The sequence below is a fragment of the Nocardia sp. NPDC051052 genome (assembly GCF_044456045.1).
Taxonomy (GTDB): Bacteria; Actinomycetota; Actinomycetes; order Mycobacteriales; family Mycobacteriaceae; genus Nocardia.
The window spans coordinates 737,913-764,797 of sequence record NZ_JBITFL010000001.1 but is presented as its reverse complement, the minus strand read 5'-3'; the positions used below and the strand labels follow the sequence as shown (position 1 = coordinate 764,797).

The window sequence follows — 26,885 nt, the reverse complement described above, 5'->3', positions numbered from 1 at the left end:
GATGATGGTGCGTGTGAGTGATGAGCCGCCGTCCGAGGAGAACCCAGCGAACACCGCCGAGGAGGCAACATCAGCGGCTCCGCCGCAGCGGCTGCGGACCCTATTGATCATCGCGGGCGTGCTGCTCGGCCTGGACCTGCTCACCAAATGCATCGTCGTCGCGAACTTGACGCCGGGCGAGCCGGTGTCGATCATCGGCGACTTCGCGAGGTTCAGCCTGGTCCGCAATCCCGGCGCGGCCTTCTCGATGGCAACCGGCATGACCTGGTTGCTGACCTTGGTCGCCGCGGCCGTGGTGATCGGGGTGGTGCGCATCGGGCGCACGCTGCGGTCGCTGTGGTGGGCGATCGGGCTCGGCATGGTGCTCGGCGGCGCGCTCGGCAATCTGGTGGACCGGCTGTTCCGTGCGCCGGGGCCGTTGCAGGGACATGTGGTCGACTTCATCGCGATCGGCTGGTGGCCGGTGTTCAACGTGGCGGACTCGTCGATCGTCTGCGGCGCGATCCTGCTGGTGGTGTTGACCGTATTCGGCTTCGAGCCGAACGGGACGCGCACCGGGCGCGACGAGCCGGACACCGACGAAACCGAGACCACTACGAACAAGAGCACCAGCGAGGGGAACACCGCATGAGGGAAACACGAACCATGCCCGTTCCCGACGGGCTCGACGGCATGCGCGTGGACGCGGGCCTGTCCCGGCTGCTCGGCCTGTCCCGCACCGCCGTCGCCGCGCTCGCCGAGGAAGGCTCGGTGCAGCTCGACGGCATCGCGGCGGGCAAATCCGACCGGCTCGCCGCGGGCGCCTGGCTCGAGGTGATCTTCCCGGAGCCGAAGCGCGAACTGTCCATCGAGGTCGCGCCGGTGGAGGGCATGCGGATCCTCTACGCCGACGACGACATCGTCGCGGTGGACAAGCCGGTCGGCGTCGCGGCGCACACCGGCGTCGGCTGGACCGGGCCGACGGTGATCGGCGGGCTGGCCGCGGCAGGCTACCGGATCTCCACCTCCGGCGCGCATGAACGTCAGGGCATCGTGCACCGGCTCGACGTCGGAACCTCCGGTGTCATGGTGGTCGCGCAGTCCGAGCACGCCTACACGGTGCTCAAGCGCGCGTTCAAGCAGCGCACCGTGGCCAAGCGGTATCACGCACTGGTGCAAGGACATCCGGACCCGAGCAGCGGCACCATCGACGCCCCGATCGGGCGGGCCCGCGGCAACGACTGGAAGTTCGCGGTCACCGCCGACGGACGCCCGAGCGTCACGCACTACGACACCGTCGAGGCGTTCCAGGCCGCGAGTCTGCTCGACATCCACCTGGAAACCGGGCGCACCCACCAGATCCGGGTGCACTTCTCCGCGATCCGGCACCCATGCTGCGGCGACCTCACCTACGGCGCCGACCCGCGCCTCGCTCAGCGCCTCGGCCTGGAAAGGCAATGGCTGCATGCCCGTTCGCTCGGCTTCCACCATCCCGCGGACGGCCGCTGGCTGGAGATCACCAGCGAATACCCCGACGATCTGAAGCACGCCCTGGACGTCCTGCGCAATGCCTGACCGGCGGACGCTGCCCCTCGGTCGACTCGCCCTGGGGGCGGCGGCCGTCGCGCTGGTCGTGTTCATCGTGCTGCTCGGTGTGCTGAACCCGCCGCGTACAGCGGGGGTGTTCACCGACCGACTCGGCCCGGAGCAGGGTGAGCGGGTCGCGGATTATCTTGCGCGGGCCCGCGATTCGCTCACCGGTACGGACGCCGCTGATCACTGGGCACTGGTGTCGTTCACCGAACCGCTGGTGCCGGAGCAGATTCCGTTGCACAGTGGCGGGCTGCGGATATCGCAAGTGCTGTACCAGGTTCCGATCCCCCGGGTGCAGACCCCGTTGGTCGCGGTGCCGGTCCCTGCGGGCGACGAGGCGGCGGTCACCTCGGCGGAGTCGGCCGCATGGCTGCTCCCACGGAACACACCCGATGACCGCGCCGCCCGGATCGCCGCGCTCTCTGCCGCCCGACTGCGCTCCGGGTGCGCATGCACCGTCGGCCTGGTCCTGCGCGGACCACTCGCCGGCCTCCGAAACATCGCCTCCCAGAACGGAATCCGCGCGGTAGAGGCCCTGCCCCCCGACGCCGTCTCCGGCCGATTCAGCGTAGTCCCGCTCCTCCCCGACCAACTCGACGCCGCCCTCCCCGGCCCGAACGACGGCCCCGTCCCGGATCAGTGACACGGCGCGCCAATTCTCTCGCCGCACGCCCCCATCTTTTGCCCCATCGAAGATCAGTCCTGACTCAGCACCAGCTCGGAACCTCAACAGCTCGAGCGAGATTCGATGACGACCGAAACAGAGCCCGGTAGGACAGACCTCCGCCGGGGTGATTCATCCCCACTTCATCCCGGCGGAGGCCTGAAATCACCACGCCGCATCAATGATTCGCCGCGCCGTGGTGACAACGCGCGACTCGGCGGCGGCGCGGCCACGGCGGCGCTGAATGAGCGCGAGTCTTGGTGGCAATGCGCGCGAGTCGCGGATGCTCGGTTCAGTCCGGTAGTTGCACAACACCGTCGAGGTATCGGCGGCACCGGCCGACGAGCAGCACCCGGTCATCGACGAGCGCGCAGCGCAGGCTGCCGCCGCGCCGGGAGAGCTGGCGGGCACTGAGTTCGGTACGGCCGAGCTCGCGCGCCCACAGCGGAACCAGTTGGGCGTGCGCCGATCCGGTGACCGGGTCCTCGAGCACGCCGACGCCCGGCGCGAAGAACCGCGAGACGAAATCGGCGCTCTCGCCGCGCGCGGTGACGATCACGCCGCGCGGCACCGGCGGGAACGCGGTGAAAATCGGTACGGCGTCGCGGACTTCCTGTTCGGTCGCCACCACGATGACCTCGTCGGTGCCGGTGAATGCGCGCACCGCGCTGACGCCGAGCGCGGCGACGAGCACCAGATCGGGTTCCGCCTCGGTGGATGACACGGCGGGCAGATCGAGCACGAATTCGTCGTCGTCGGTGCGGTCGACATGCAGCCAGCCGCTGCGAGTGAAGAAGCTCACCCGGTCGGCGCCGGGATGCATGTCCTCGAGAATCTGTGCGGCACTGGCCACGGTGGCGTGCCCGCACATGTCGACCTCGACCGCGGGGGTGAACCAGCGCAGGTGGAACGCGGGCCAGTCCCCCGGAGGCGCACCGGCCTCCGGCGGTAATTCCGCGGTGTAGAAGGCGGTTTCGGCGAGGTTGTTCTCCTCGGCCAGGTGTTGCAGCAACGAATCCGGAAGCCACGACGGGAGCGGCATGACCGCGGCTGGGTTGCCCGAGAACGGTGCGTCGGCGAACGCGTCGATCTGGTGCAGCAGTACCTCCATATTCGGAGAAGGTACTCCAACACTGAATGGTCGCTTCGCACAAGGCTTCTCGCGGCGCGCCGGGTCAGATGTCCAGTTTGTCAGGAAACGCCGTTATTCGGGGTCGGGAACAGTTGGCCCTTCTCGCCGAGCAGCGTCGCGCTGACCCACCACGCGACCTCGACGAGCACGATTCCGACAGCGCCGCAAATGAATGCGGCCGTGGTGAGCCCGACATTCGACGGGTCCAGCTTGAAGAAGTGCCGGGTGAACGGGACGGTGAACAAGATGATGTAGGCGGCGACCGAGGCCGCGATGAGCACCACCTTCCACCACACGTACGGCCGCGCCACGATGGCGAGCACCCACACCGCGATCATGATCAACGTGATGAGCGCGGTGGTGCCCGCCTGCTCCTTCTGCTGCGCGGTGGCATCGGGACCGGCGTAGGCGATCAGGTAGGCCACGAAGGTGGCGACGCCGATCACCACGCCGGACGGGATGGCCAATCGCATGACGCGCCGGACGAATCCGCTACGGGCGCGCTCGTTGTTGGGCGCGAGCGAGAGGATGAACGCCGGGATGCCGATGGTGAACCAGGCGGCGATCGTGACGTGCCGAGGCAGGAACGGGTAGCCGATCGGGTCGTAGCCGAAGATCTGCGAGCCGATGCCCGCGATGCCGATCAGGAAGGCGAGCAGCACCGAGTACACGGTCTTGGTGAGGAACAGATTCGAGACCCGTTCGATATTGCCGATCACCCGGCGGCCCTCCCCCACCACGTACGGCAGGGTCGCGAACTTGTTGTCCAGCAACACGATCTGCGCGACCGCGCGGGTGGCAGGGCTGCCCGCGCCCATCGCGACGCCGATGTCGGCATCCTTGAGCGCCAGCACGTCGTTGACGCCGTCGCCGGTCATCGCGACGGTGTGGCCACGCGACTGCAGGGCGGCCACCATGGCGCGCTTCTGGTCCGGGCGGACCCGGCCGAAGGTGGTCTCGTGGTCCAGCACGTCGGCGAGTTGGTCACGGCCCTCGGGCAATTCGCGCGCGTCCACCGCGTGATCGCCGCCGGTGAGGTCGAGCGATGAGGCGACCGCGCCCACCGATACGGCATTGTCGCCGGAGATCACCTTGATCGAAACGTTCTGGCTGGCAAAGTATTCGAGAGTTTCCTTGGCGTCCGGCCGGACCCGCTGTTCGAGCACGACCAGCGCGGCGGGACGCACCGTGCCCGGCGCGTCCGCGGCGTCGACCGGGCGGTCGCTGCGGGCGAGCAGCAGGATGCGCAGCCCGGAGGAGCCGAGTTCTTCTGCCACCCCGGCCTCTTCGGAGTTCGAGTCGAGCAGCACGTCGGGAGCGCCGAGCAGCCAGTCGCCGTGCTCGCCGTAGGAGCAGCCGCTCCACTTCTTGGCCGAGGAGAACGGCGCGACCGCGGTGCGCTGCCAGCCTGGGCTGTCCGGCAGCGCCTCGGCGATGGCCTGCACGCTCGCGTTCGGGCGTGGATCGTCGGCCGCCAGCGCGGCGAGTGCCTGCCGAACGTCGTTGTCCTCGAACGATTCCAGGGTCTTGATGTCGGACAGCCGCATGCCGTTCTCGGTGAGCGTGCCGGTCTTGTCCGCGCACACCACGTCCACCCGGGCCAGACCCTCGATGGCGGGCAGCTCCTGCACCAGGCATTGCCGCCGCCCCAGCCGCACCACGCCGACCGCGAACGCGACCGAAGTCATCAGCACCAGGCCCTCGGGCACCATCGGCACCAGCGCCGCGACCATGCCGCTCACCGCGGGGCGCCACGACTCCTTGCTGGAGAACAGCTGGTTGTAGATGCTCAGCAGACCCGCCGGGATCAGCAGGTAGGTGATCACCTTCAGGATGGTGTCGATGCCGCTGCGCAGCTCCGACTTCACCAGCGTGAACTTGCTCGCCTCGTCGGCCAGCTTGGCCGCGTAGGCGTCCTTGCCGACCTTGGTCGCGCGGTAGCAGCCGCTGCCGGAGACCACGTAGCTGCCCGACATCACCTCCGCGCCGACCTGCTTGTCCATCGGGTCGGCCTCGCCGGTGAGCAGCGACTCGTCGATCTCCAGCAGCGACGCCTCGGCGACCTCGCCGTCGACCACGATCTGGTCGCCGGGGCCGAGCTCGATCAGGTCGTCGAGGACCACCTCGCGCGGCGCCACCTCGACGGCCTTGCCGTCGCGGCGCACCGTCGGCTTGGTCTGGCTGACGATGGCCAGCTTGTCCAGGGTGCGCTTGGCGCGGACCTCCTGGATGATGCCGATCGCGCTGTTCGCGATGATCAGCAGGCCGAACATGCCGTCGATGATCGAACCGGTGGACAGCACCAGGATGAACAGCACGCCGAGCAGGGCGTTGATCCTGGTGAAGACATTCGCCCTGACGATGTCGCGGACCGAGCGGCTGGCCCGGTCCGGCACATCGTTGGTGAGCCCGTCGCGGCGACGTTGCTCGACCTCCGCCGCGGTGAGTCCGGTGGCGCGCGAAGCCTGCACGGTTGTCGACATGACCGCAAGGCTACGTGAGAAGTAGCGTCGGAAGCGTGCAGCGGAGCAGGTCCATCCCGGGTGTTGCGTTCGGTATGAGCGCGTTTTTTCTCTGGGGTTTGTTCCCCGCGTTCTTCGGTTTGCTGGCGTTCGCCAGTGCGGGCGAAGTGGTCGCGCAGCGGATCCTGTGGACGTTGCTGGTGGTGCTCGCGGTGCTGATGGTGTCCGGCAGGCTGCGCGAGCTGCGTGGCATCGGCGCGCGGATCTGGCGGTTGGCGGCCGTGGCGTCAGCGGCGATCGCGATCAACTGGGGTGTGTATGTGTACGGCGTCACGTCGGGGCATGTGGTGGAGTGCGCGCTCGGGTACTTCATCAACCCGCTCGTCACCGTCGCGTTCGGGGTGTTGATCTTCCGCGAGCGACTGGCCAAGGCGCAGTGGGCCGCGCTCGGGCTCGGTGCCGCCGCGGTCGCGGTGCTCACCGTCGACTACGGCAGGCCGCCGGTCATCGCGCTGGTGCTTGCCTGCTCGTTCGCGACGTACGGCCTGGTGAAGAAGGTCATCCCGCTGGACGCGCTGCGCGGCATCGCCGCCGAGGGCATCGTCGCCGCGCCGTTCGCGCTGGTCTTCGTGATCGTGCTCGCGGTCACCGGCCGCAGCGAATTCGGTTCCAGCGCAGGACATGCCGCGTTGATGCTGGCCACCGGCCCGGTCACCCTGGTGCCGCTGCTGCTGTTCGCCGTTGCCGCCCAACGGGTTCCGCTGACCACCATGGGCCTGCTCCAGTACCTCACGCCTGCCCTCCAGATGGCCTGGGGCGTGGCCATAGCCCACGAACCCATGCCCGCATCCCGCTGGGCGGGCTTCGCCCTCATCTGGACGGCCCTGGCCCTCTTCACCGCGCACGCCCTGCTGCGCGTCCGCCGCACCCATCGCGAAGGCCGAGGCGGCGTTCTCGGTGAGAATTCTGTGCAGAAATCTGCATAACGGGGTACAGTTCTCTGCATGCGGACCACCCTTGATCTGGACGATGCGCTTCTTCGCGCCGCCAAACAACGGGCGGCGCGGGATGGACGGAGTTTGACCAGTCTTATCGAGGAGGCGTTGCGCATGTTGCTCGAAGAACTCGGTGAGCGTGACACGGCCAAGATGGACATCGCCCTACCCACCTACGGTGGCGACGGGCTCCAGGTCGGCGTCAACCTCGCCGACTGGAGGACCGTCCGGGACGCCGACTACGACGAGGACGACGCGCGGCTGCGATCGGCGTTGACCGATGCTGCTACCTGACGTCAATGTCCTGGTCTACGGCTTCCGAACCGAGTCGCCCGACCACGCCGACGTCCACGCGTGGCTGACCGCGCTGGTGAACGGGGCCGCCACTTTCGCACTGAGTGAGTTAGTGCTCAGCGGATTCGTTCGCGTGGTGACCAACCCACGGATCTTCCGGACGCCGACACCGCCGGACAAGGCGCTGGAATTCACCGAAATCCTGCTCGGCGCACCGAATTCGCGGCCGGTCCGGCCCGGACCTCGGCACTACGAGATCTTCGCCGGGCTGTGCCGCGCCCTGGACGCCAGAGGCAATGACGTCGCCGACGCCTATCACGCCGCGCTGGCGATCGAGTCCGGCAGCGAATTGGTCACGTGCGACCGGGGTTTCGCGCGATTCCCGGGTCTTCGCTGGCAGCATCCGCTGCCAGCGAAGACGAAAGGCGCACGGGCGCGGCGCCGGTAGGCCGTGCTCGGCGGCTGCTACCAGTCGGTGTTGATGTGGCCGGGGGTCCAGGTGCCCCACCGCTGGGTCTTGTCGATGGTGACGTGCGCGGGTTGCGCGTTGGGGTCCAAGGGCAGGTACTGCTCGATCGAGCCCCAGTCCCGGTCCCAGTCCTTGTCCAGATAGGTGGGCAAGGCGCGGGCGGTGAAGAGCAGCTGGGTCCAGCCGAGTGGACCGCCGCCGTCGTGGGCCTGCCACAGGTTGGTGATGGTCGCACCGTTGCGGTCCGGCAGGATTCGGTAGGTCGGCAGGTCGCCGACGCCCGCGTGGGTGGGAGCGAGGTTCTGGCAGGGGAAGTTCAGGACGACCTCCCAGTCCACCAGCACCGGGGTCCGCGAACCGACCACGGCGGTCAGGGTTTTCGTCTGCGGCACCCGCGGCGGGGTCACCGCGAGCCACTGGTCCTTGCCGAGATCCTTGTCGCTGGCGACGATTCGGACGACGTCCGCGTCGCCGGGCAGCTGATCGAACGGCACGCGCACATTGCGCCAGGACGGCGACGGCCCGATGTCGATCGGGTCGACGCTGCCGAGTGCGGTTGCCGTGCCGTCGGATCCGGTGCGGCCGTACTCGACGCGCAGATCCTGGCCGGGGTGCACAATGCCGTCGCTGTCGACGTGCCTGATCCGCCCGGCGACCGCGATCGAGACGATGTCGCCACGACTTCCGTTGGTGGCGTCGGGAAGTCGATACCAGCCGGACGTCAGCTCGGCGGGCACCTGGGCGCCGTCGCGGTAGCTGCCGAGCACCGGCGTGGTCGCCGGGTCCAGGCCGAACGGCAGCGGGACACTGCTGCCGTTGATTCCCGCACCCGAGGTACCTTTTTCGGAGCCCGGCGATTTCGACCCGGCCTTCGGATCGGCGGTATCGCCGGAATCAGCGCTGGTGACGGAATTCGCCTTGCCCGTGGTGGATTCGACCTCATCGGAGGTGAGGTCGGTCGCCACGCCGTTCGGGGTGAAGCCGGTGGTCTCGGTGCCCGCCAGCGCCGTGGCGGTGTCGCCGGCCAGCGGGCGCAGCACCGACGCGTTGGGATCGGTCTCGATCAACACCTTGTCGGCCAGGCCGCAGCCACCGGAGACGGCCGCGGACACGTTCGATTGCGCGATCGAATACGACGGATACTGTGCCACCGCCGCTTTCGCGAACGACATCACCTCGAACAGGACCATGGCGGCCGCGACGACGGCGAGCACCGGAACGCGCGCGCACCGGCCCGCCACCGAACCGGGACGGGGCTGTGTCTCCGGGCGAATGTGGAACCACGCCGCGACCGCCAGCGCGAGCACCGAAAGCCCGGCGGCGAAGGTCGACAGCCCGAAACCGGCGAACGTCGGCGGCTTGTCCCACCACGGAATTCCCCACGCCGACACGTACCAGTAGCCGTTGGCGCCGACGAAGGTCAGCGCCATGGCGAAGAAGACCGCGGCGGCGAACAGCGCCCGGTTGCGCAGCGGGCGCATCACGCCGGGACTGATCGAGACGGCGGTGAGCGCCGCGACGCAGGCGGCCAGTCCGGCGAAGACGCCGAACTGATGGGTCCACTTGGTCGGGGAGAACATCATCAGCACCATCGCGGCGACGGTGATACCGACGAGCCGACGCCCGGGCCCGAGAGCGGTCCCCGGAATACGGCCGCCCCGGCGCAGCATCGTGACCACGCAGACCACCAGCCCGAGCAGCAGCATGAACATGCCGAACCGCCGGGTGAGCCAGCCGTCGGAGTTGATCTGCAGCAGATACTGATAACGCAGGAACTCGAAGAACCACGATTCACCGGGGCTGATCCGGCCGTGCACATAGAACATCTCGCGGGCCCCCGCCAAGGTCCGATCCGCGAAGACCACGGTCAGCACCACCGTGCCGGCCGCGAGCACGGGCAGCAGCAGCGCGAGGTAGCCGGAGTCCTTCGCCCGCCGCACCAGCACCGAGGTCATCGTGCGTGCGCCCGCGGCGAGCGCGCCGAGACAGATCAGGCCCGAGGGCGCGCAGGTCAGGGTGAACGCCGCGATGATGATCGCCAGCGCGTAGGGCAGCAGCCGCCGGGTCGCGATGGACCGTTCGACCGAGGCCCAGGTGAGGATCACGCCAAGCGCCACAAAGGGTTCGGCGCGCAGGCCATTGTTGTAGGGCATCCAGAACGCGAGGAACACCAGCGCGCTGGTCCAGATGACGATCGCGTTGGCGCGCAAGGCAAAGCCGAGCCGGGGCAGAATCTCGCGGCTGATCACCCACCAGGCGATGATGCCGACTAGCAAGGTGGGCAACCGAACCCAGGGACTCGCCGTCGACACGTGGGACAGCACCGAGATCATGTCGGTGTAGGGCGTGTAGAACGGCCCCTCGTCGACGCTGAACCAGCGGTAGTAGTTCGACATGAAGCCGGAACTCTGTGAGGCACGCGCCATTCCGAGGATGTAGCCGTCATCGGAGGTGTTGGCGCCGATGAAATGCCACACCAGCAGCGTGGCGAACACCAGGTAGTCCGGCGGCTGCAACCGCCACCATCGGGTGGGCAGGAACCGTCGCGTCTTGCGGCCGTCGAGGCTGTCCAAGCGATACAGCGCGACCAGCGCGACCAGTGTCGCCAGCGCGGCCAGTCCGATCATGGCCTGCTTCAGCAGTGTCGGCGACGACGAAAAACGCGAATCGACTTGCACATTCACGTGCAGCCCCGACGGCGCCGCACCGGTCAGATCGCTGAAGACGCCGACGACCTGCGGGCGGATGTCACTGGTGAACTGCTTGTCCGAATCCGCGAGACCGGGGGCCGACACCGTGGTCCGCTCGATATTCATCTCGATGCCGACCGCACAGGACTGATCGCGGACCGCGCTCAGCGACGACGACCACAGCAGCATGTTGCGCGACACCACGTCGACCCGGCCCGCCCGATCGGGCGCGTCGGGCACGACCTTGACGACCAACCCGTAGCGCTCCGCGTCGGGTGACTGATGCGGAATCGTCGACACCACAACGCCGCCCGACTCCGCGAGCGCACCGAACGCAGCGCACGGAATCTCGGCGGACAGGTTCATCGGCGCGTAGGTCAACAGCGGCGATGTCACCGGGGTGATCGCGGCCGCCTGCGGCCACTGCACGCTGGACTGGTCCTGACGAATCGGCAGGAAGGGCAGCGACACCGCGGCGAGGAGCGCGATGGCCCCGCTGATGAGCGCCAGCAACTCGAGGCGGCTCGAGGCGGTCCCCGCAGGACGCCCTGCCGGGTCCTGCTGGTTTCCCCGCTGTGCCGACGGTTGGGCGGACTCACGCACAGCGTCACTGACAGTCACGACGGTGGATGCTAGCGCGAAATCATCGGATGACACAGAGTCCCAGCTACCGGGGCTCGAAACACGCAGCCAGCCTGCGTATTCGGCAACCGCGCGGCACCGGACAAAACGGCGTTGCCGCGGCCGACTCAGCAGAGCCGGCCGCGGCGGGCACGATTTAGCCGCAGGCCGTGGAGGTCTGGCCCAGGTTGGTCAGCATGGCGCAGGCCCAGGACTTCTGGATCTTCCACTTGCCGTTGTCGGCGACGAAGGGCACGTCGACGATATTCTCCTGGCCGTTGACGACGAACTTGGCCTTGGCGTTGACGCTGTCACCGAACGCGGAAACGTCGGTGACCTCGATCTTCACGTCGGCACCCTTGGCCGCCTGGGACAGGCGATCGGGCAGCGTCGGGTCGGCCTCGGCGCCCTGGACGCCATCCAGCTTCTCCGCGGCCGGAACGGCCGGGTCGAGCGCGCGGGCCAGGGCCGCGTTCAGCTCCGCGGGGGTCGGGACCGGCGGCAGGTTCGCGGTGTTGGTCGACGCCGACGCGCTGGCGCTGGTCGACGTCTTGGCGGCAGGCTTGCTGTCTTTGTCGTCGCTGCTGCATGCGGTCATGCCGAGCGCGGCAACGACGGCGAGGCCGGCGATCGCGATGCGTCCAGTCTTACGAAGCTTCAACTGCTCGTCCTTTGCGTTCGAGTAGGTCCGTGTCATGTCCACCACTGGCAGCCTCCACCCGACCGGCGGCGCTGCACGAGCTCACAGGCTACCGGCACAGCGGACCACCGCGTGGACCCACACGGGACGGACTGATGTCGTCGGCAGCGAACGTAGCCGGTGGGCTCGGCGATGTCGAGCCGTTCGCTGGCCCGGTCACCGCAGACTGTTCAGCGGATCGGCTCTGGTCAGACTCGAATCATCGGCGGCGAAGGTGCGGGCCGGGCCGGGACCGGTCGAGCGGGTCTCGAAGCGCACGGTCACGACGCCGTAGCCGCCGCCCTGCACCCAGCCGTGGCCGTGCTCGGGGTGTTCGACGTCCATGCCCGGGTGCCAGAGCGGGATCGGCAGCGGGGTCGCGAGCGGTGCGGTCTGCGGGGCTTCGTCCTCGGCGGGCACAGCGGCCTGCTCCCACGCCTCGGCGACCGGTGCCTGATCCAGTTCGGGAAACAAGGATTCCTGGCGCACGGTGGACAGGCCGCCGTAGCCGACGCCGACCAGTCGGATCGGGCCGAGCTCGGCGGGGTCGATCGCGGAGCGCTGCGCGGCGGTGGTGAGCGTGACGAGGTCCTCGGTCGCGTAGGGCAGGGTGAACGAGCGCGTCACGATGCTCATGTCGGACTTGCGCAGCTTGAGGACCACGGTGCGGGCGGCGCGACCGTCCTTGATCAGCCTGCGATGCGCGGCCGCCGCCATCGATTCGATGGCAGGGCGCAGGCGGGCCAGCGTGACGATGTCGGTCTCGAAGGTGGTTTCGGCGCTGATCTGTTTTGCCTCGTTGCGTTCGGCGACCGGCCGGTCGTCGATGCCGCGGGCCAGCCGGTGCAGCGCGGCGCCGACGCTGCCGCCCAGGATCGACATCGCCTCGGATTCCGGCAGCGCGGCGAACGCGCCGACCGTCTCGATGCCGAGCGAGCGCAGCTTGTGCTCGGCCACCGGGCCGATCCCCCACAGCTTCCGAACCGGAAGGGCGGCCAGCATCTGTGGCTGCTCGACCGCCGAAACCACCCGTATCCCATCGGGTTTGGCGAGTGCGGAGGCGATCTTGGCGAGCTGCTTGCCGGTGCCCGCGCCGACCGACGCGGTCAGCCCGGTCCGTTCGCGCACCGCCGCCCGCAGCTCCTCGCAGAACTCCTGCACACGGGCCACCGTCGCGCCGGCCAGTTCCTCGGGCTCGCCGAACGCCTCGTCGAACGACAGCGTCTCCAGCACCGGGATCCGGCTGCGCAGCGCGTCGAACACCTGCCCGCTGAGCGTGCCGTAGACGACCCCACGCGGCGGCACCACCACCGCGGTGACGCCGACCAGCCTGCGCGCCATGTGCATCGGCATCGCCGACCGCGCGCCGTACACCCGCGCCTCGTAGCTCGCGCCCGCGACGACGCCGCGCCCGCCGGTGCCGCCGACCAGGACCGGCCGCCCGCGCAAGGTGGGCCGAGTCAGTTGCTCGACGGACGCGTAGAACGCATCCATATCGATGTGCAGCACCCAGCGCCGTGCGGTGCTCTGCGCGTCGGCACGAACGAGGCTCCCCACATCGGCGGACACCGCGCTCCCCAGATGGGCGGCATCGGCGGGCACAGCACCCGGCACGTCGGCGGGTACCGCGCTCCGCACGCCGGTGCGCGCCGGTGGATGCTGCTCGCTCACCGCGGTTTCGCCGACGGTTTCCTGGACATGGGCACACGCACCGGCAGCAGCTCGGCGGTGCACCGCACGAACTCCGCCGACCAGGTCGAACCCGCCGACCGCGGTTCGCTCGCTGCGCTCACTCACGTCCGGAAATCTACGCCCGAGCACCGACAGGTCCGGGCAGGCGCCGACGCTGGCTGATGACTGCGTACTTGCTGTTGATTTCCTGTAGAGATCACAGATCACCGACCGCCCGCCAGCACCCGAACCTTGAACGGACAACCAGCCGACGACCTGGGCCGATAGCACCCTCGCTGCCGCACTACACGGTTTCGGTAAACAGTTGACGAAGCACGGGGACTGCCCTTGCGGCCCAGCTTCGTATGTGATGATCGGACCTATGAAGATCCGCAAGGCCGTGATCCCGGCCGCCGGTATCGGTTCCCGGCTCCTCCCGCTGACCAAGGCCATCCCGAAGGAGATGCTGCCGGTCGGCGACAAGCCGGTCATCGAACATACGGTCCGCGAGCTGGTCGCGTCGGGCATCACCGACATCACCATCGTGGTCAGCAGCGGAAAATCGTTGATCCAGGACCACTTCCGGCCCAACCCTGCCCTGGTGGCGCAGCTACGCGCGGACGGGAAGACGGCCTACGCCGACGCGGTCGAAGAGGTCGGCGAGCTGTCCAGGCTCGGCCACATCACCTACCTCGACCAGCACGGCCCGTACGGCAACGGCACCCCCGTCCTGAACGCGGCCCGCAACCTGGGCGATGAGCCGATGCTGGTGCTGTGGCCGGACGACGTGTTCGTCGCCGAGGTCCCGCGTGCCCAGCAGCTGATCGACGCCTACGAGGCCACCGGCGCCCCGGTGCTCGCGCTGATGCCGATGGACCCGGCGGAGTCGCAGCGCTATGGCGTGCCGGTGGTCGCCGACGACCAGGGCAACGGGCTGCTGCGCATCACCGGCCTGCGGGAAAAGCCCAAGCCCGAGGACGCGCCGTCGGACTTCGCCGCGATCGGCGGCTACGTGGTCACCCCCGGCATCATCGACGATCTGCGCACCCAGACCAAGGCCTGGTACAAGCACCACACCGGCGAGGTCTACCTGACCGACGCGATCAACGTGCACGCCGCCGACAACCCGGTCTTCGGCCAGGTGATCCAGGGCCGCTGGTACGACACCGGCAACCCGGCCGACTACCTGGTCGCCCAGTTCGCCTCGGCGCTGGCCAACCCGCAGTACGCGCCGCTGCTGCGCAGCCTCGTCGAAGATGCCGGCTGAGTCGCGAATCCTGATCTCCCGCACCCCGATTCGCCGGTGTGCGGGAGCTCGGGTCAGAAGCGGCGGATCGCGAAGATGTCGAATTGGCGCAGCGGGCTGAGCCCGACGGGGACGCCCCAGTCGTAGGCGTTGAAGATCTGGCCGAAGCCCGCGTAGATGCCGACGTGCGAGCCGTCGGTGTTCAGCACCACCACGTCGCCGGGCGAGAGCGCGAAGAACGGGACCGGCGCGCCCGCCCTGGCCTGCTCCCAGGTGGTGCGCGGAATGTTGACGCCGACCTGCCGGAACGCCCATTGGACCAGGCCGGAGCAGTCCCAGGCGAACGGACCGGTGCCGCCCCACTCGTAGGGCTTTCCGGTCTGCGAGGCGGCCGCCGCGAGCGCACCTACCCCGTGCGAGCTCGGCAGCGGGATCGCGGCGGATCCGGAGGCGGACAGGGATTCGGCGCTGCCGGTGCCGCTACCGGTGTCCGACCATCCCGGCCCCGCCAGGAGCAACGTCGCGGCCGTCGCTAGGAGGAATCCGAAAGCGATGCGACGCAAGGGTTTTCTCTTCACGTGCTCGTCCCTTCCGGCGGCCCGGCGTGCGGGTCACCATCCGGCGGTCCCGGCTGACGCCTAGGGTCGAGCAGCGTCATCCATAAGGAGCCGCAGCCGCCGCGTCCGGCGCGGGAACGCCGGGCGCAACGCGTTTCAGGTAGGACAATCCACGAACTCACTGCTGCCCCAGAAGTACATATCTGTCACAGCAGCACCACCCTCGATTCTGCCGCGCGGCTCGGACCAGCGACGACACTTCAGCAAATTTGTAGCATGTGATCTGTATCACATTTAAGACCGATGGCCGCGGCGCTTCTTTTCCGCCATACGGCCCGCACTCAGGCCGCGCCGGCTTCGGCAATGGCGGCACGCACCAGCGCACGGGCCGCCCAGCTCATCGTGTCGGTGGCCGCTTCGGGATCGAGCCCACAGGTATCGCGCGTGGAGACCAGCGCCTCGACGCCGAATACCAGCACGACGGCATTCACCAATCGCTCCAGCCGCTCGGCCGAGAGCGTGTCGCGCAGCGGCGCGAGGGCGACCCGAGCCATCTCGAGCCGGGTCACCCCGCGCACCGGAACCCGTTCCGCCTCAGCGACATCCACCTGACTGAACCAGCGATCGAGGGTTGCCCGTAGTACGCCACGCCACACCACTTCGTCCGCGAACTGGAAGGCGCAGCACTCGCGCACCACCCGCTCGATGCGGTCCTCGACATCCTCGGGCAGGTCGTCCAGGAAATCCGGGAAGCCACCGGTGGTCCCGGCCTGCCGGGTGGCCATATCCGACCACAGCGACTGCGGGTTCGGGAAGTACCGGTACGCGGTGGCGGTGGAGACCTTCGCGGCCTCGGCAACCTCGGCGATCGAGGGCGAGTGACCGTTGCGGGCGAGTTCGAGCGCGGCGCCGATGAGCGCCTCCCTGGTGCGCATCTTCTGATTCGCCGCTCGCCCGCTATTGAGAATCTCGTCTCGCCGTGAGAAAGTCATCTCACTACGATAGCAGAATCTCACTACAGAGGGGCGTGTGCGATGACCAGAGAAGAGATGGACGAGCTGTTCGAGCGGCACTGCGCGGCCGAGGCGGCCAACGATGTGGACGCGATCATGGACACGCTGGCCGAGGAGGTCGAGCACGACGCGGTCGGCGATCCGCAGGGCACGCTGCGCGACCCGGCGGCCATCGCCCAGCGCTACCGCGACCTGTTCGACGCGATCAGCGAGGACAAGATGGAGTCGATCCGCCGGTACTACGGCGAGGACTTCTTCCTCGACGAATCCGAGTGGCACGGCAGGGCGACCGGCATGTTCCTCGGCGTCCCCGGCGGCAATCGGCCGATCAGCTTCCGGATACTGCACGTCTGCGAGGTCCGCGACAACAAGATCAGCCGGGAGAACGTCTGGCTGGACACCGCCGCGATCATGCAGCAGTTGCTGGCACCGGCCTGATGGGTGCCTACAAGGCGGCCAAGCGCGGGGTCGCGGTGGAGCAGCAGGAGCGACGCGACCGGCGCTGGGACAGCGTCGTCGCACACTGGGCGCCGTTCGGAAAGGGCGCGTCGGCGGCGCGACCGGCGCAGCACAGCCCGGAGCTAGCGCCGAAATAGCAAGGGCGGGGCCGACTTCGGCCCCGCCCCGCGATGTCGAACCGTCAGGCCTTTGCGACCTGCGCGCGCACTCCCCCGACCAGGTCGGCGGCGTCGGCGTTCACCTCACCGAGGGTGAGGGTGGTGGCGAGGACCTCGCCCGCGATCAGGTCGCGGTGGGTTTCGGCCCACTCGGCTCGATCGGCGGGCACCGCGAGCACCACGGTGATCCGGTCGGACACGTCCAGCCCCAACGACTTCCGGGTCTCCTGGAGATCGCGGATGAGGTCGCGGGCCCAGCCCTCGGCCTCCAGCTCCTCGGTGACCACCGAGTTCAGCACCACCAGGCCGGCATTGCCGGGCAGGGCGGCGGTGGACTCGGGTTCGGCGGCGACCAGTCGCTGCGTGTATTCCTCAGGGAGCAGGGCGATTCCGGCGGCGGTGACGACGCCGTCGGCGTCCTCGGACCATTCACCGGCCTTGACCGCCTTGATCACCGTCTGCACGTCCTTGCCGAGGCGCGGACCCGCGGCACGAGCGTTGACGACCAGTTCGAACCGGCCGTGCACGGCGACGTCGGTGGTCAGGTCGACCTTCTTGACGTTCACCTCGTCGGCGATGATGTCGGCGTAGGGCGCCAGCCGCTCGGCGTCGGCCGCGGCGATGGTGACCTCGGCCAGCGGCAGCCGCACCCGCAGGTTCTGCGCCTTGCGCAGGCTCAGCACCGTCGAGCAGACCACCCTGGCCTCGTCCATCGCGGCAACCAGCTCCGGATCGGCGGGCAGCTCACCGTCCTTGGGCCAGTCGGTCAGGTGCACCGACTCGCCACCGGTGAGTCCACGCCAGATCACCTCGGTGATCAACGGAAGCAGCGGCGCGGCCAGCCGGGTGACCACCTCGAGCACCGTGTGCAGCGTGTCCACCGCATCCGGCTCCTCGCTCCAGAAGCGCGAACGCGACCGGCGCACATACCAGTTGGTGAGCGCGTCGGCGAAACCACGCAGCTGGTCGCAGGCGCCTGCGATGTCGTAGGTCTCGAACGCCTCGGTCATCGCATCGCGGGTTTCCGCGAGCTTGGCCAGGATGTAGCGATCCAGCACATGGGGTGAATCCGTGCGCCAGGTACCGGGTTTCGAGGCGTACAGCTGCAGGAAGGTCCATGCGTTCCACAGCGGCCGCAGCGCATGGCTGACGCCCTCGCGGATGCCGCGCTCGGTGACGATGAGGTTGCCGCCGCGCAGGATCGGCGAGCTCATCAGGAACCAGCGCATCGCATCGGAGCCGTCCCGGTCGAACACCTCATTGACGTTCGGGTAGTTGCCCTTGGACTTGCTCATCTTCAGTCCGTCGTCACCGAGCACGATGCCGTGCGCGACAACGGTTTTGAAGGCGATCTCATCGAACAGCGCAGTGGCCAGGACATGCATCTGGTAGAACCAGCCACGCGTTTGGCCGACGTACTCCACGATGAAGTCACTGGGATAGTGGCTCTCGAACCACTCCTTGTTCTCGAACGGGTAGTGCACCTGAGCGAACGGCATCGACCCGGAGTCGAACCAGCAGTCGAGCACCTCCGGCACCCGGCGCATGGTCGACTTGCCGGTCGGGTCATCAGGATTCGGTCGGGTCAGCTCGTCGATCATCGGCCGGTGCAGGTCGGTCGGGCGCACGCCGAAATCGCGCTCCAGCTCGTCGAGTGAACCGTATACGTCCATCCGGGGGTAGGCGGGGTCATCGGACATCCAGACCGGGATCGGACTGCCCCAGTAGCGGTTCCGGCTGATGTTCCAGTCCCGCGCTCCCGCCAGCCACTTGCCGAACTGCCCATCCCTGATGTGCTCGGGCAACCACTCGATCTGCTGGTTCAGCTCGACCATCCGGTCGCGGAACGTGGTCACCGCGACGAACCAGGACGGCACCGCCATGTAGATCAGCGGCTGACCGGAGCGCCAGCTGTGCGGATAGGAGTGCTCGATCGTCTCGTGCCGCAACAGCTTTCCGGCGGCCTTGAGGTCCTTGATGATCACCGGGTTGGCGTCGAACACCATCAGGCCCTCGTAGGGCGGCACCATCGAGGTGAACTTGCCGCCCTGATCGAGTGGCTGCACGATCTCGATGCCGTTGGCGGTGGCGACATCCATGTCCTCTTCACCGAAGGCCGGTGCGAGGTGCACGATCCCGGTGCCGGAGTCGGTGGTCACGTAGTCGGCGTTCAGCACGCGGTGCGCGCGCGGATGCCCGACGAAGAAGTCGAACGGCGGCTCGTACGACAGATCGGTCAGCGCGGCACCGTCGAACTCGCCGAGCACCTCGGGCTCGTCACCGAATTCGCGGGTGTAGTGCGACACGCGTTCGGCGGCCAGCAGATAGCGCTTGCCGTCGGCGCCGCGCAGGTGCACGTAGCGCACGTCGGGGTGCACCGCGATCGCGAGGTTCGACGGCAGGGTCCACGGGGTGGTGGTCCAGATCAGCGCGTTGGCGCCGTCCAGCGCGTGCAGCGGATGCTCAGCGGGCACGCGCAGCACCATGTCGACAGTGACCGCCGGATCCTGGCGCATCTTGTACGCGTCGTCGAGCCGGGTTTCCTGATTCGACAGCGGCGTCTGCTCGTACCAGCTGTAGGGCAGCACCCGGAAACCCTGGTAGATCAACCCTTTGTCGTGCAGCGACTTGAACGCCCACATCACCGACTCCATGAAGTCGAGATCGAGCGTCTTGTAGTCGTTGTCGAAGTCGACCCAGCGCGCCTGACGTGTCACGTAATCGCGCCATTCGCCGGTGTAGCGCAGCACGGAAGATTTAGTGGCCGCGTTGAATTCGGCGAGCCCCATTGCTTCGATCTGTGATTTGTCCGTGATACCGAGCTGCTTTTCCGCCTCGAGCTCCGCGGGCAATCCGTGACAATCCCAGCCGAAACGCCGGTCGACGCGCTTACCGCGCATCGTCTGGAAACGCGGGACGAGATCTTTGACGTATCCGGTGAGCAAATGCCCGTAATGTGGCAGACCGTTGGCAAACGGCGGTCCGTCGTAGAAGACGAACTCCGCTGCCCCGGAACGGTTTTCGATGCTCGCACGGAAGGTGTCGGCGGCGGCCCATGCGTCTAGCACGCGGCGTTCCATCTCGGGGAAAGCCGCTCCGCCGTCAACACCAAGGTCGACGCGCGGGTATGCGCTGTTGCTGGAAGTTTGGTCCGCCATCGCGGATGCATCTCCTCGTGCCGTTTCCGTTGGCACGGGGACGATGCCGGCGCCGGTGCGCCGAAACCGCGGTACCACCCCGCTTGTCCGGCCAGACCTGCCGAACCTCTCGTTGTGAGCTGTGACGGGCTCACCCGTTCGGTTCTACTGAGCACCCCCGCCGCGCGGGCAACGAGTGCTGTTCTTCCGAAGGCTCCCCGGTGATGGCCGGATCGACACCATGTTCATGTTTGATTCTAGCCACTGCGGTCAAACCTGTTTACGGCCCACCTAGCGTTTCGCGTGGCGGCCGGGCGGCGGAGCGGAATCTTCGTCCGGCTTACGCATAGACAGGGCACTGACCAGCAGGAGCACCGCACCCAGCACGCACACCAGGATGCAGCCCCACGCCCAGATCACCGAACCGGTGGTCAGCGCGGCTACCAGTAGTGCGAATCCGACGGCGGCGAGAACAAGCGTCAAGACAAGCATGATGACCCCCCGGGGGGATGGCAGGAAGCGAAGCCGACGGGGTGGGTATCGAGCAGGCCAGGCGGCTCGACAGTTCCGCTAGGTGGGTGAACTGCGGTGCGCTCGGTGTGAGCGGTTTACTTGCCACCCTTGGCGAACGTGGCGGGCTGCAGGTTGTTGGCCGTGTTGGCGTCGGCGAAGGCCTCGCCACCGTCGACCGGGACCGCCGAGCCGCGGTTCTCCAGCTCCTCGAGCTGCGACTCCAGGTAGGACTTCAGCCGCACCCGGTACTCCCGCTCGAAGGTCTTGAGCTGCTCGATCCGGCTCTCCAGCACGCTGCGCTGCTGGGTGATGGTGGCCATGATCTCGGTGTGCTTGCGCTCGGCGTCGGCCTGCAGTGCGTCGGCCTTTTCCTTGGCCTGCCGCAGCTGGTTGTCCGAACGGGACTGCGCGTCGGACAGCATCGCGTCGGCCTTCTGGCGCGCGTCGGCGATCATCGCCTCGGACCGGGTCCTGGCATCGCCGACGAGACGCTCGGAGTTTGCCCTGGCGTTGGAGAGCAGGTTTTCCGCCTCGCCCTTCGCGTCGCTGGTGAGCCGGTCCGCCATCTCCTGGGCGAGACTGAGCACCTTGGCGGCCTGCAGGTTCGCGTCCGCGCTCGGCGCTTCCTTCGGCGCGGGCGGCGGCGACATCGGGGCGGGCGGAGCCTGCTGCACCGGCGGCTTGATCGGCTCCGGAGGCGGCGGCGGGGCCTGCTGGACAGGCGGTTTCACGCTGTTCGGGCCGACCGGGCCGCGATTCTTTTTGGCATCAGCCAGTTCCGCGTCGAGTTCGGCGACCCGCTGACGCAGATCGGCGTTTTCCTCGATCAGACGCGAGAGTTCCTGCTCGACGAGATCCAGGAAGGCGTCGACTTCATCCTCGTTGTAGCCGCGCTTCCCGATCGGCGGTTTGCTGAACGCGACGTTGTGCACATCGGCTGGAGTCAGCGGCATGGAAGGATCCCTTCACGCGTCTTTTGGAGATCTAGCAGATCTAGCAAGCTACTTCACGGCCCATTCTGTCACACCGGGGCTACCGGTTGCCCGAGCCTGCCCACGATCGACATCAAGATGAAGACGATGAAAAGCAGGACCATTATCGACAGATCCAGGCGAATTCCTCCCAGTGACACCGGTGGTATCAACCGCCTCAGGAGTTTCACCGGAGGGTCGGTGATCGTGAAGATCACCTCGAGGATGATGACCACGACACCCGTAGGGCGCCAGTCACGGGCGAAGCTTCGGATGAACTCGACGATCACCCGGCTGATCAGCAACAGCCAGAAGATGAACAGTACGAAGTACAGCACCGCGAACAAGGCCACGACTTCACTCTGCCGCAAAATCCGCTTTGCGCAAAATGACCGCGCCGCCCCACCTGCGACCGGTCTGCAACACCCCCCAGATCACGACCTTATTTCTGGTTGTAGAAGCCGGTTTCGGCGATGCGTCGGCGTTCTTCGGCTGATACGTCGACATCGGCCGGTGAGAGGAGGAACACCTTCGTAGCAACCTTGTCGAACGAGCCACGCAGCGCGAACGCGAGTCCGGCGGCGAAGTCGACGAGGCGCTTGGCGTCGGCGTTGCTGAGTTCGACCAGGTCCATGATCACCGGGTTGCCCTCGCGGAACCGCTCGCCGATGATCCTGGCCTCGCTGTAGTCACGCGGACGCAGTGTCGTGATCTTGGACAAGGGGCCTCCGTCCTCGAAGAGCCCCGGCCTGCGCGCGGGTGCCGGCTCGGGACGCACGCGCTCCTCGAGCCTGCGCTCCTCGGCGTCGGGATCGACGGCGAGCGCACCACGGGTGGTGCCGCGCAGCGGCGGCGCGGTGCCGCCCGCCCGGAACCGGCCGGACGACGGCGCGGTCTCGATCCTGGTGGGTCGCCGCGACGTCTCGTAGCGGTCCTCGCCGTAGGACGCGTCGCTGTACTCGTCGCGGCGGGAGACCGGGTAACCGGCCTGATACGGCGACTTGTACGCGGGCTCCGGGTAACCGGCGCCCTCGCGATCGAATCCGTCGGCGGCGTAATGATCTGCGCCGTAACGATCTTCGGCATAGCGATCGGCCGCGTAGCCGTCGCGTTCGGGGTAGTCACGGGGGCGAGGCCGACGCGCGACGCGATCGTCACTGCCCCTGGGGGCGCGATCGTCTACGTAATCGTCTTCGTAGTCCTCGAGGGGAACCATTCCGAAGTACGCCTTGAACTTGTGCAGCGTACTCATGACCTGGCCTCGCTGACGCTCGGCGCAGTCATGACCATGATGGTGGCTGCGTCGAGGACTCGCTCGCTGCGCTCGCTCATATTGGTCGACCTTCCTTCGGCCCCGGTGGCGGCCGGGTGTTGAAGTCTTGCTCAGCCCTCGTCTGCCTCAAGCATATGTGTCGAATGTGACTGATGAGGTTTCTTTGCTACGCCGAGGTTATCGGTCGAGCGCCCATCAAGGCGGTACCGACACGCACACACGTTGAGCCGTGTTCGATGGCGGTTTCCAGATCGCCCGACATTCCGGCGGAAAGTTCTGTCGCACCGGGATGCTCGGCGAGCAGCATGGTGTGCAAAGTCGCAAGTCGTGCAAATGCCGCATCAGACTCTGCCGCCAATGGCGGAATGGCCATCAGACCGGACAGTCGTAATCCCGCAGACCCCGCAACATGTTCCGCGAGGCGGGCCAATTCGTCGGGTGCGACACCGCCGCGCGAAGGGTCTTCATCCAGGCTCACCTGCAACAGGACGCGCACCGGCTCGGTCCGCTCCCCCGCGTCCAACGCGGTCCGCGCACCCGCGTCAAGAGCCGTTGCCAGGCGTTCGCTGTCCACCGAGTGCACGGCGTGCGCCCAGCGCGCGACGACCCGTGCTTTGTTGCGCTGCAACCGGCCGATCATGTGCCACTGCACATCCGGGAGGCCTTCGTCACCTTCGGCGCCTTGGCCGACCAAAGTTGGCAGGGCTGCCACCTTTGCGGTGGCCTCCTGCTCGCGCGCTTCGCCGAACTCACGGCGACCGAGGCGGTAGAGGATCGCTACGTCCTCGATCGGGAAAAACTTCGTCACGGGGAGTAGACGCACCGAGTCCGGCTTGCGCCCGGCCGTGAGACAGGCCGAGTCGACCCGCTGGAGTAGCGCGGCGAGAGTGGTGGCCAGTTCGGCGGTCCGCGCGTCGACCTGTGGCGCAACGGCTTCCGGCTGCGTCATTACCGCACCTCCGCCCAGATCACGCTGCCGAGGCGCCCGGTCGGCGCGCCGCGGCGATGGCTGAACAGGGTGCGGTCCTCGATGGTGCAGCGCGGGTCGACGGCGACACCGTTGACCCCGGCTTCGACGAGCTGCCTGGTGATTCCGGCGCGCAGGTCGAGCGCGGGGGTCTTGCGCACCGTGGTCGCGGCGCTGCCCGGCAGGTGCCGCTCGACATCGGCGCGCATCGCGGCGGGTACCTCGTACTGACGCCCGGACGCGGCCGGACCGAGGAAGGCGCCGATCCGGTCGACGCGCGCGCCGAGCGACACCATCGCCTCGAGCACCCGGGGCACGATCCCGATCCTGGCGCCGATCCGCCCGGCGTGCACGGCGGCGATGATGCCCGCCTCGTCGTCGGACAGCAGGATCGGCACGCAGTCGGCGGTCAGCACCACCAGGGCAAGACCCGGCACGTTGGTCACGATCGCGTCGGTGGCGGGCACCGGCTCATCCCGTGGCCCATCGATGATCTCGACATTGCGCCCATGGATCTGCTCCATCCACACCAGCCGATCCGGCGTCAGCCCGATCCCCTCGGCCAGCCGATCCCGATTGCGCCGCACCGTAGCCGGATCATCCCCCACATGATCCCCCAGATTGAACGACTCATACGGCGGCGCCGAAAACCCACCCGCCCTGGTCGTCGTCACTCGTCGAACGGTCAGCGTAGGGGCAGAAGTCATCCCCCAACCCTAGCCAACCCCCACCCCCGCACCGGTCTCACAGAGCTCCCATACGTCTCACAGGCCCGCCGCCCCCTGTGAGGCGTATGGACGTCCTGTGAGATCAACGACTTTCACACACTCACCCGGCGAGGCCAACCCGCGACGGGGCGAGGTGGCGCGAAGGCCCTGATCCCGGGTGGGGTCAGGGCCTTCGTTCAGCTTGTTGTGCGCGCGGGGGTGGACGTCACCTTCGCATGAAGGAGGGGACGTCTACGTCGTCGTCATCGTCGTCGGGGGGGTCGATGTGGGTGCGGGCGTTGTTTGTCACGGTGGGGTCGGCCATTCGGGCCTTTTCGCTGTCTCGGTAGCTCGGGACGGCGCCTCGGGTCGAGGAGGTCGAGCTCGCGGCGGCGGCGGCGATGTCGGTGCTGCGGGCCGCTACCTCGGCGGGGCGGCTCTGGCCGATCTCGCCGGCACGGGCCGCGCCGATGGTGCTCCGGCTCGGGTTCTCGAAGGTCCGCCGGGCGGGGCCTCCCCCGTCAAAACCCGCTGCGATCACGGTGACTCGCACTTCGTCGCCGAGCGAGTCGTCGATCACCGTGCCGAAGATGATGTTGGCCTCGATGTGCGCGGCCTCCTGGACCAGCGAGGCGGCCTCGTTGATCTCGAATAGGCCGAGGTCGGAGCCGCCCGCGATGGACAGCAGCACGCCGTGCGCGCCGTCCATGGACGCCTCGAGCAACGGCGAGTTGATCGCCGACTCGGCGGCCTTTACCGAACGGCCCTCGCCGCGCGCGGAGCCGATACCCATCAGCGCGCTACCCGCGCCGGACATCACGCTCTTGACGTCGGCGAAGTCGACGTTGATCAGGCCGGGGGTGGTGATCAGGTCGGTGATGCCCTGCACACCGTTGAGCAGCACCTCGTCCGCCGAGCGGAACGCGTCCATCAGGCTCACCGCCGCGTCGCCGAGCTGCAGCAGCCGGTCGTTCGGGATCACGATGAGCGTGTCGCAGGACTCGCGCAGCTGGCCGATGCCGGTCTCGGCCTGGCCGCCGCGCCGCTTGCCCTCGAACGAGAACGGGCGCGTGACGACGCCGATGGTCAACGCGCCGAGCTTGCGCGCGATCTGGGCGACGACCGGGGCGCCACCGGTGCCGGTGCCACCACCCTCGCCCGCGGTGACGAAGACCATGTCGGCGCCCTTGAGCACCTCTTCGATCTCGTCCTTGTGGTCCTCGGCGGCGCGTCGGCCGACCTCGGGGTCGGCGCCGGCACCGAGACCACGGGTGAGTTCGCGGCCGACGTCGAGCTTGACGTCGGCATCGCTCATCAGCAGGGCCTGCGCGTCGGTGTTGACCGCGATGAACTCGACACCTTTGAGGCCCTGTTCGATCATCCGGTTGACGGCATTCACACCGCCGCCGCCGATACCGACGACCTTGATCACGGCAAGGTAGTTGTGCGGGGGCGTCATGGGCTCTCGCCTTCCTTCGATCTAAAGCCTGTCGTTTTCGGATTCGAGACACTTCGCCGGTTCCGCCTGAGCGGCTTCACTCAGCGAACCGCCGCCCGGGCAAACCCTCAACCTCAACCATAGGGTTAGCGTTATGTCAAGTATCCGACTGCTGCGGAACGCTATTCGCCGCCGCTGCAATACGCGCGCAGGCGCGCCGAAACGAAAGACAGAATCTTGTGTGATCCCTCTCGTTTCGCAGCGCCGCACGACGTATGGTGAACGGTTGCCCCCCGGCGCTCGGTTCCCGGCGCGAGGGCCGGTGCCATGAGCGTCAGGCCCGGAAGCGGCAGCTCGCGCGACCGGGGAGGGTCTGCGAACGCCACCCGTCGAATACTGCAATTCGACGCGGGCGCAATGGGTATCGCTCACTTTACCGTGACCAGGTTGGGACTCGACACATCGAACACCGTTCCGGGGCGGGTCAGCAGCGGGAGCACGACCGCCGCCTTGCGTTCGGCGTCGTTCGTCCCGCCCCAGAGTACCGTGCGGCCGTCCTTCAGATTCAGCGAAACATCCGAAATAGACCGCGCCACAACCTCGTCCACCTGAACGGCCAGCGCGGGCGGCACCGCGGCGAGCACCGCGACCGCGGCCCTGGTCACGGGGGCGTCACTGGCCGGATGATCGGTGACCAGCTTGGGCACGCCGATGGGCGCGTCCTCGATCGCGAACTCCACGCTCTCGGCGTCGAGCAGATGCGCGCCCTGCGGACTGTCGAAGAACAGCACCGGAGTCCGCTCCACCACGGTCACCCGCACCGTCGAGGGGAAAACACGCCGCACCCGTGCGGTGCGCACCTTCGGAATGCTCGCCACCCGCCGGGCGATGACGGTGGTGTCGATGCGCAACATCGAGCGCCCGGACGGGATTTCGAGCAAGTCACGCACCTGCTGCTCGGGCACCGCGACCACGCCGTCGATCTTGACGGCACGCACCGACAGCACGGGTGTGAACCAGGCAACGGCACCGACGATGGCAAGAACGCACACGCCCAGCAATCCCCACAGCCGAACCCGCCGCCACCCGTTCGGGCCCATGGGCAGGCTGTGTCTTTGGTTCGCTCGCTGACGCTCGCTCATGACTACACCTCGCTGACGCTCGGCTCCGTCATGACCGAGCGATGCTCGACTGTGA

The 26,885-nt window shown here is 67.9% G+C and carries 25 protein-coding genes; 9 read left to right on the top strand and 16 right to left on the bottom strand.

All coding sequences use genetic code 11. From position 1 onward, the window contains the following. Window position 1: 1 nt before the first annotated feature. Genes lspA through ACIBCN_RS03375 form a run of 3 tightly spaced genes read left to right on the top strand, consistent with a single transcriptional unit; the run spans window position 2 to window position 2,215 of the window. Window positions 2-631: a signal peptidase II gene (lspA, locus tag ACIBCN_RS03385; RefSeq protein ID WP_396989840.1), complete on the top strand. Its 630-nt coding sequence runs from the start codon at window positions 2-4 to the stop codon at window positions 629-631. Continuing rightward, window positions 628-1,554 (top strand): RluA family pseudouridine synthase, encoded by a 927-nt coding sequence (locus ACIBCN_RS03380; protein WP_396989839.1) that lies wholly within the window; start codon window positions 628-630, stop codon window positions 1,552-1,554. Before lspA ends, ACIBCN_RS03380 begins: the two co-directional genes overlap by 4 nt. Beyond that, window positions 1,547-2,215 (top strand): hypothetical protein, encoded by a 669-nt coding sequence (locus ACIBCN_RS03375; RefSeq protein ID WP_396989838.1) that lies wholly within the window; start codon window positions 1,547-1,549, stop codon window positions 2,213-2,215. Before ACIBCN_RS03380 ends, ACIBCN_RS03375 begins: the two co-directional genes overlap by 8 nt. A 313-nt stretch (window positions 2,216-2,528) precedes the next feature. On the opposite strand, the gene ACIBCN_RS03370 is transcribed toward ACIBCN_RS03375, so the two are convergent. Together ACIBCN_RS03370 and ACIBCN_RS03365 are read right to left on the bottom strand one after the other, a co-directional pair. Then, window positions 2,529-3,347, bottom strand: a complete 819-nt coding sequence (locus ACIBCN_RS03370) for a PhzF family phenazine biosynthesis protein (RefSeq protein ID WP_396989837.1) — start codon at window positions 3,345-3,347, stop codon at window positions 2,529-2,531. A gap of 80 nt (window positions 3,348-3,427) precedes the next feature. Continuing rightward, window positions 3,428-5,851, bottom strand: coding sequence for an HAD-IC family P-type ATPase (locus ACIBCN_RS03365; RefSeq protein WP_396989836.1), 2,424 nt, complete (start codon window positions 5,849-5,851; stop codon window positions 3,428-3,430). Window positions 5,852-5,886: 35 nt separating this feature from the next. Between ACIBCN_RS03365 and rarD the strand changes: the two genes are divergently transcribed. Genes rarD through ACIBCN_RS03350 form a run of 3 tightly spaced genes read left to right on the top strand, consistent with a single transcriptional unit; the run spans window position 5,887 to window position 7,567 of the window. Beyond that, window positions 5,887-6,816: an EamA family transporter RarD gene (gene rarD / locus ACIBCN_RS03360; RefSeq protein ID WP_396989835.1), complete on the top strand. Its 930-nt coding sequence runs from the start codon at window positions 5,887-5,889 to the stop codon at window positions 6,814-6,816. Window positions 6,817-6,834: 18 nt separating this feature from the next. Next, window positions 6,835-7,119, top strand: a complete 285-nt coding sequence (locus ACIBCN_RS03355) for a type II toxin-antitoxin system VapB family antitoxin (protein WP_396989834.1) — start codon at window positions 6,835-6,837, stop codon at window positions 7,117-7,119. After that, complete coding sequence (locus ACIBCN_RS03350) at window positions 7,106-7,567, top strand: type II toxin-antitoxin system VapC family toxin (protein WP_396989833.1); 462 nt, start codon at window positions 7,106-7,108, stop codon at window positions 7,565-7,567. The genes ACIBCN_RS03355 and ACIBCN_RS03350 overlap by 14 nt, the downstream gene beginning before the upstream one ends. A gap of 17 nt (window positions 7,568-7,584) precedes the next feature. Here ACIBCN_RS03350 and ACIBCN_RS03345 read toward each other — a convergent pair whose 3' ends face one another. From ACIBCN_RS03345 to ACIBCN_RS03335, 3 genes are all read right to left on the bottom strand, one after another. Then, the gene (locus ACIBCN_RS03345) at window positions 7,585-10,899 is read right to left on the bottom strand and encodes an arabinosyltransferase domain-containing protein (protein ID WP_396989832.1); all 3,315 of its coding nucleotides are present in this window, start codon (window positions 10,897-10,899) and stop codon (window positions 7,585-7,587) included. A 157-nt stretch (window positions 10,900-11,056) separates the two neighbouring features. Further along, on the bottom strand, window positions 11,057-11,596 hold the full coding sequence (locus tag ACIBCN_RS03340) for a hypothetical protein (protein ID WP_396990180.1): 540 nt from the start codon (window positions 11,594-11,596) through the stop codon (window positions 11,057-11,059). Window positions 11,597-11,755: 159 nt separating this feature from the next. Further along, entirely contained in the window at window positions 11,756-13,072 is a 1,317-nt protein-coding gene (locus ACIBCN_RS03335) for a DNA polymerase IV (RefSeq protein ID WP_396990179.1), read from the bottom strand. A gap of 559 nt (window positions 13,073-13,631) precedes the next feature. Between ACIBCN_RS03335 and ACIBCN_RS03330 the strand changes: the two genes are divergently transcribed. Further along, window positions 13,632-14,516, top strand: coding sequence for a UTP--glucose-1-phosphate uridylyltransferase (locus tag ACIBCN_RS03330; RefSeq protein ID WP_396989831.1), 885 nt, complete (start codon window positions 13,632-13,634; stop codon window positions 14,514-14,516). A 53-nt stretch (window positions 14,517-14,569) separates the two neighbouring features. Here ACIBCN_RS03330 and ACIBCN_RS03325 read toward each other — a convergent pair whose 3' ends face one another. Then, a complete protein-coding gene (locus ACIBCN_RS03325) occupies window positions 14,570-15,073 on the bottom strand; it encodes an NlpC/P60 family protein (protein ID WP_396989830.1) in 504 nt (167 codons plus the stop codon). A 320-nt stretch (window positions 15,074-15,393) separates the two neighbouring features. Next, a complete protein-coding gene (locus ACIBCN_RS03320; protein WP_396989829.1) occupies window positions 15,394-16,044 on the bottom strand; it encodes a TetR/AcrR family transcriptional regulator in 651 nt (216 codons plus the stop codon). A gap of 42 nt (window positions 16,045-16,086) precedes the next feature. On the opposite strand from ACIBCN_RS03320, the gene ACIBCN_RS03315 reads away from it, so the two are divergent. Together ACIBCN_RS03315 and ACIBCN_RS03310 are read left to right on the top strand one after the other, a co-directional pair. Beyond that, window positions 16,087-16,503 carry an ester cyclase gene (locus tag ACIBCN_RS03315; RefSeq protein WP_396989828.1) on the top strand — a complete coding sequence of 139 codons (417 nt, stop codon included), beginning with the start codon at window positions 16,087-16,089 and terminating at the stop codon, window positions 16,501-16,503. Continuing rightward, window positions 16,503-16,661, top strand: a complete 159-nt coding sequence (locus tag ACIBCN_RS03310; RefSeq protein ID WP_396989827.1) for a hypothetical protein — start codon at window positions 16,503-16,505, stop codon at window positions 16,659-16,661. The genes ACIBCN_RS03315 and ACIBCN_RS03310 overlap by 1 nt, the downstream gene beginning before the upstream one ends. A gap of 44 nt (window positions 16,662-16,705) precedes the next feature. On the opposite strand, the gene ileS is transcribed toward ACIBCN_RS03310, so the two are convergent. From ileS to ACIBCN_RS03265, 9 genes are all read right to left on the bottom strand, one after another. Further along, window positions 16,706-19,840 carry an isoleucine--tRNA ligase gene (gene ileS / locus ACIBCN_RS03305; protein WP_396989826.1) on the bottom strand — a complete coding sequence of 1,045 codons (3,135 nt, stop codon included), beginning with the start codon at window positions 19,838-19,840 and terminating at the stop codon, window positions 16,706-16,708. 270 nt (window positions 19,841-20,110) lie between these two features. Next, on the bottom strand, window positions 20,111-20,311 hold the full coding sequence (locus ACIBCN_RS03300) for a hypothetical protein (protein WP_396989825.1): 201 nt from the start codon (window positions 20,309-20,311) through the stop codon (window positions 20,111-20,113). Window positions 20,312-20,427: 116 nt separating this feature from the next. Next, entirely contained in the window at window positions 20,428-21,285 is an 858-nt protein-coding gene (locus ACIBCN_RS03295) for a DivIVA domain-containing protein (protein ID WP_396989824.1), read from the bottom strand. 68 nt (window positions 21,286-21,353) lie between these two features. After that, a complete protein-coding gene (locus ACIBCN_RS03290; protein ID WP_014983168.1) occupies window positions 21,354-21,656 on the bottom strand; it encodes a YggT family protein in 303 nt (100 codons plus the stop codon). A gap of 89 nt (window positions 21,657-21,745) precedes the next feature. Further along, window positions 21,746-22,555 (bottom strand): cell division protein SepF, encoded by an 810-nt coding sequence (locus tag ACIBCN_RS03285; protein WP_396989823.1) that lies wholly within the window; start codon window positions 22,553-22,555, stop codon window positions 21,746-21,748. Between the two features lie 187 nt (window positions 22,556-22,742). Beyond that, window positions 22,743-23,525 carry a YggS family pyridoxal phosphate-dependent enzyme gene (locus ACIBCN_RS03280; protein WP_396989822.1) on the bottom strand — a complete coding sequence of 261 codons (783 nt, stop codon included), beginning with the start codon at window positions 23,523-23,525 and terminating at the stop codon, window positions 22,743-22,745. Continuing rightward, window positions 23,525-24,250 carry a peptidoglycan editing factor PgeF gene (gene pgeF / locus ACIBCN_RS03275; protein WP_396989821.1) on the bottom strand — a complete coding sequence of 242 codons (726 nt, stop codon included), beginning with the start codon at window positions 24,248-24,250 and terminating at the stop codon, window positions 23,525-23,527. The genes ACIBCN_RS03280 and pgeF overlap by 1 nt, the downstream gene beginning before the upstream one ends. A gap of 226 nt (window positions 24,251-24,476) precedes the next feature. Then, window positions 24,477-25,709: a cell division protein FtsZ gene (ftsZ, locus tag ACIBCN_RS03270; RefSeq protein ID WP_396989820.1), complete on the bottom strand. Its 1,233-nt coding sequence runs from the start codon at window positions 25,707-25,709 to the stop codon at window positions 24,477-24,479. Between the two features lie 407 nt (window positions 25,710-26,116). Further along, the gene (locus ACIBCN_RS03265) at window positions 26,117-26,830 is read right to left on the bottom strand and encodes a cell division protein FtsQ/DivIB (protein WP_396989819.1); all 714 of its coding nucleotides are present in this window, start codon (window positions 26,828-26,830) and stop codon (window positions 26,117-26,119) included. Window positions 26,831-26,885 lie beyond the last annotated feature (55 nt).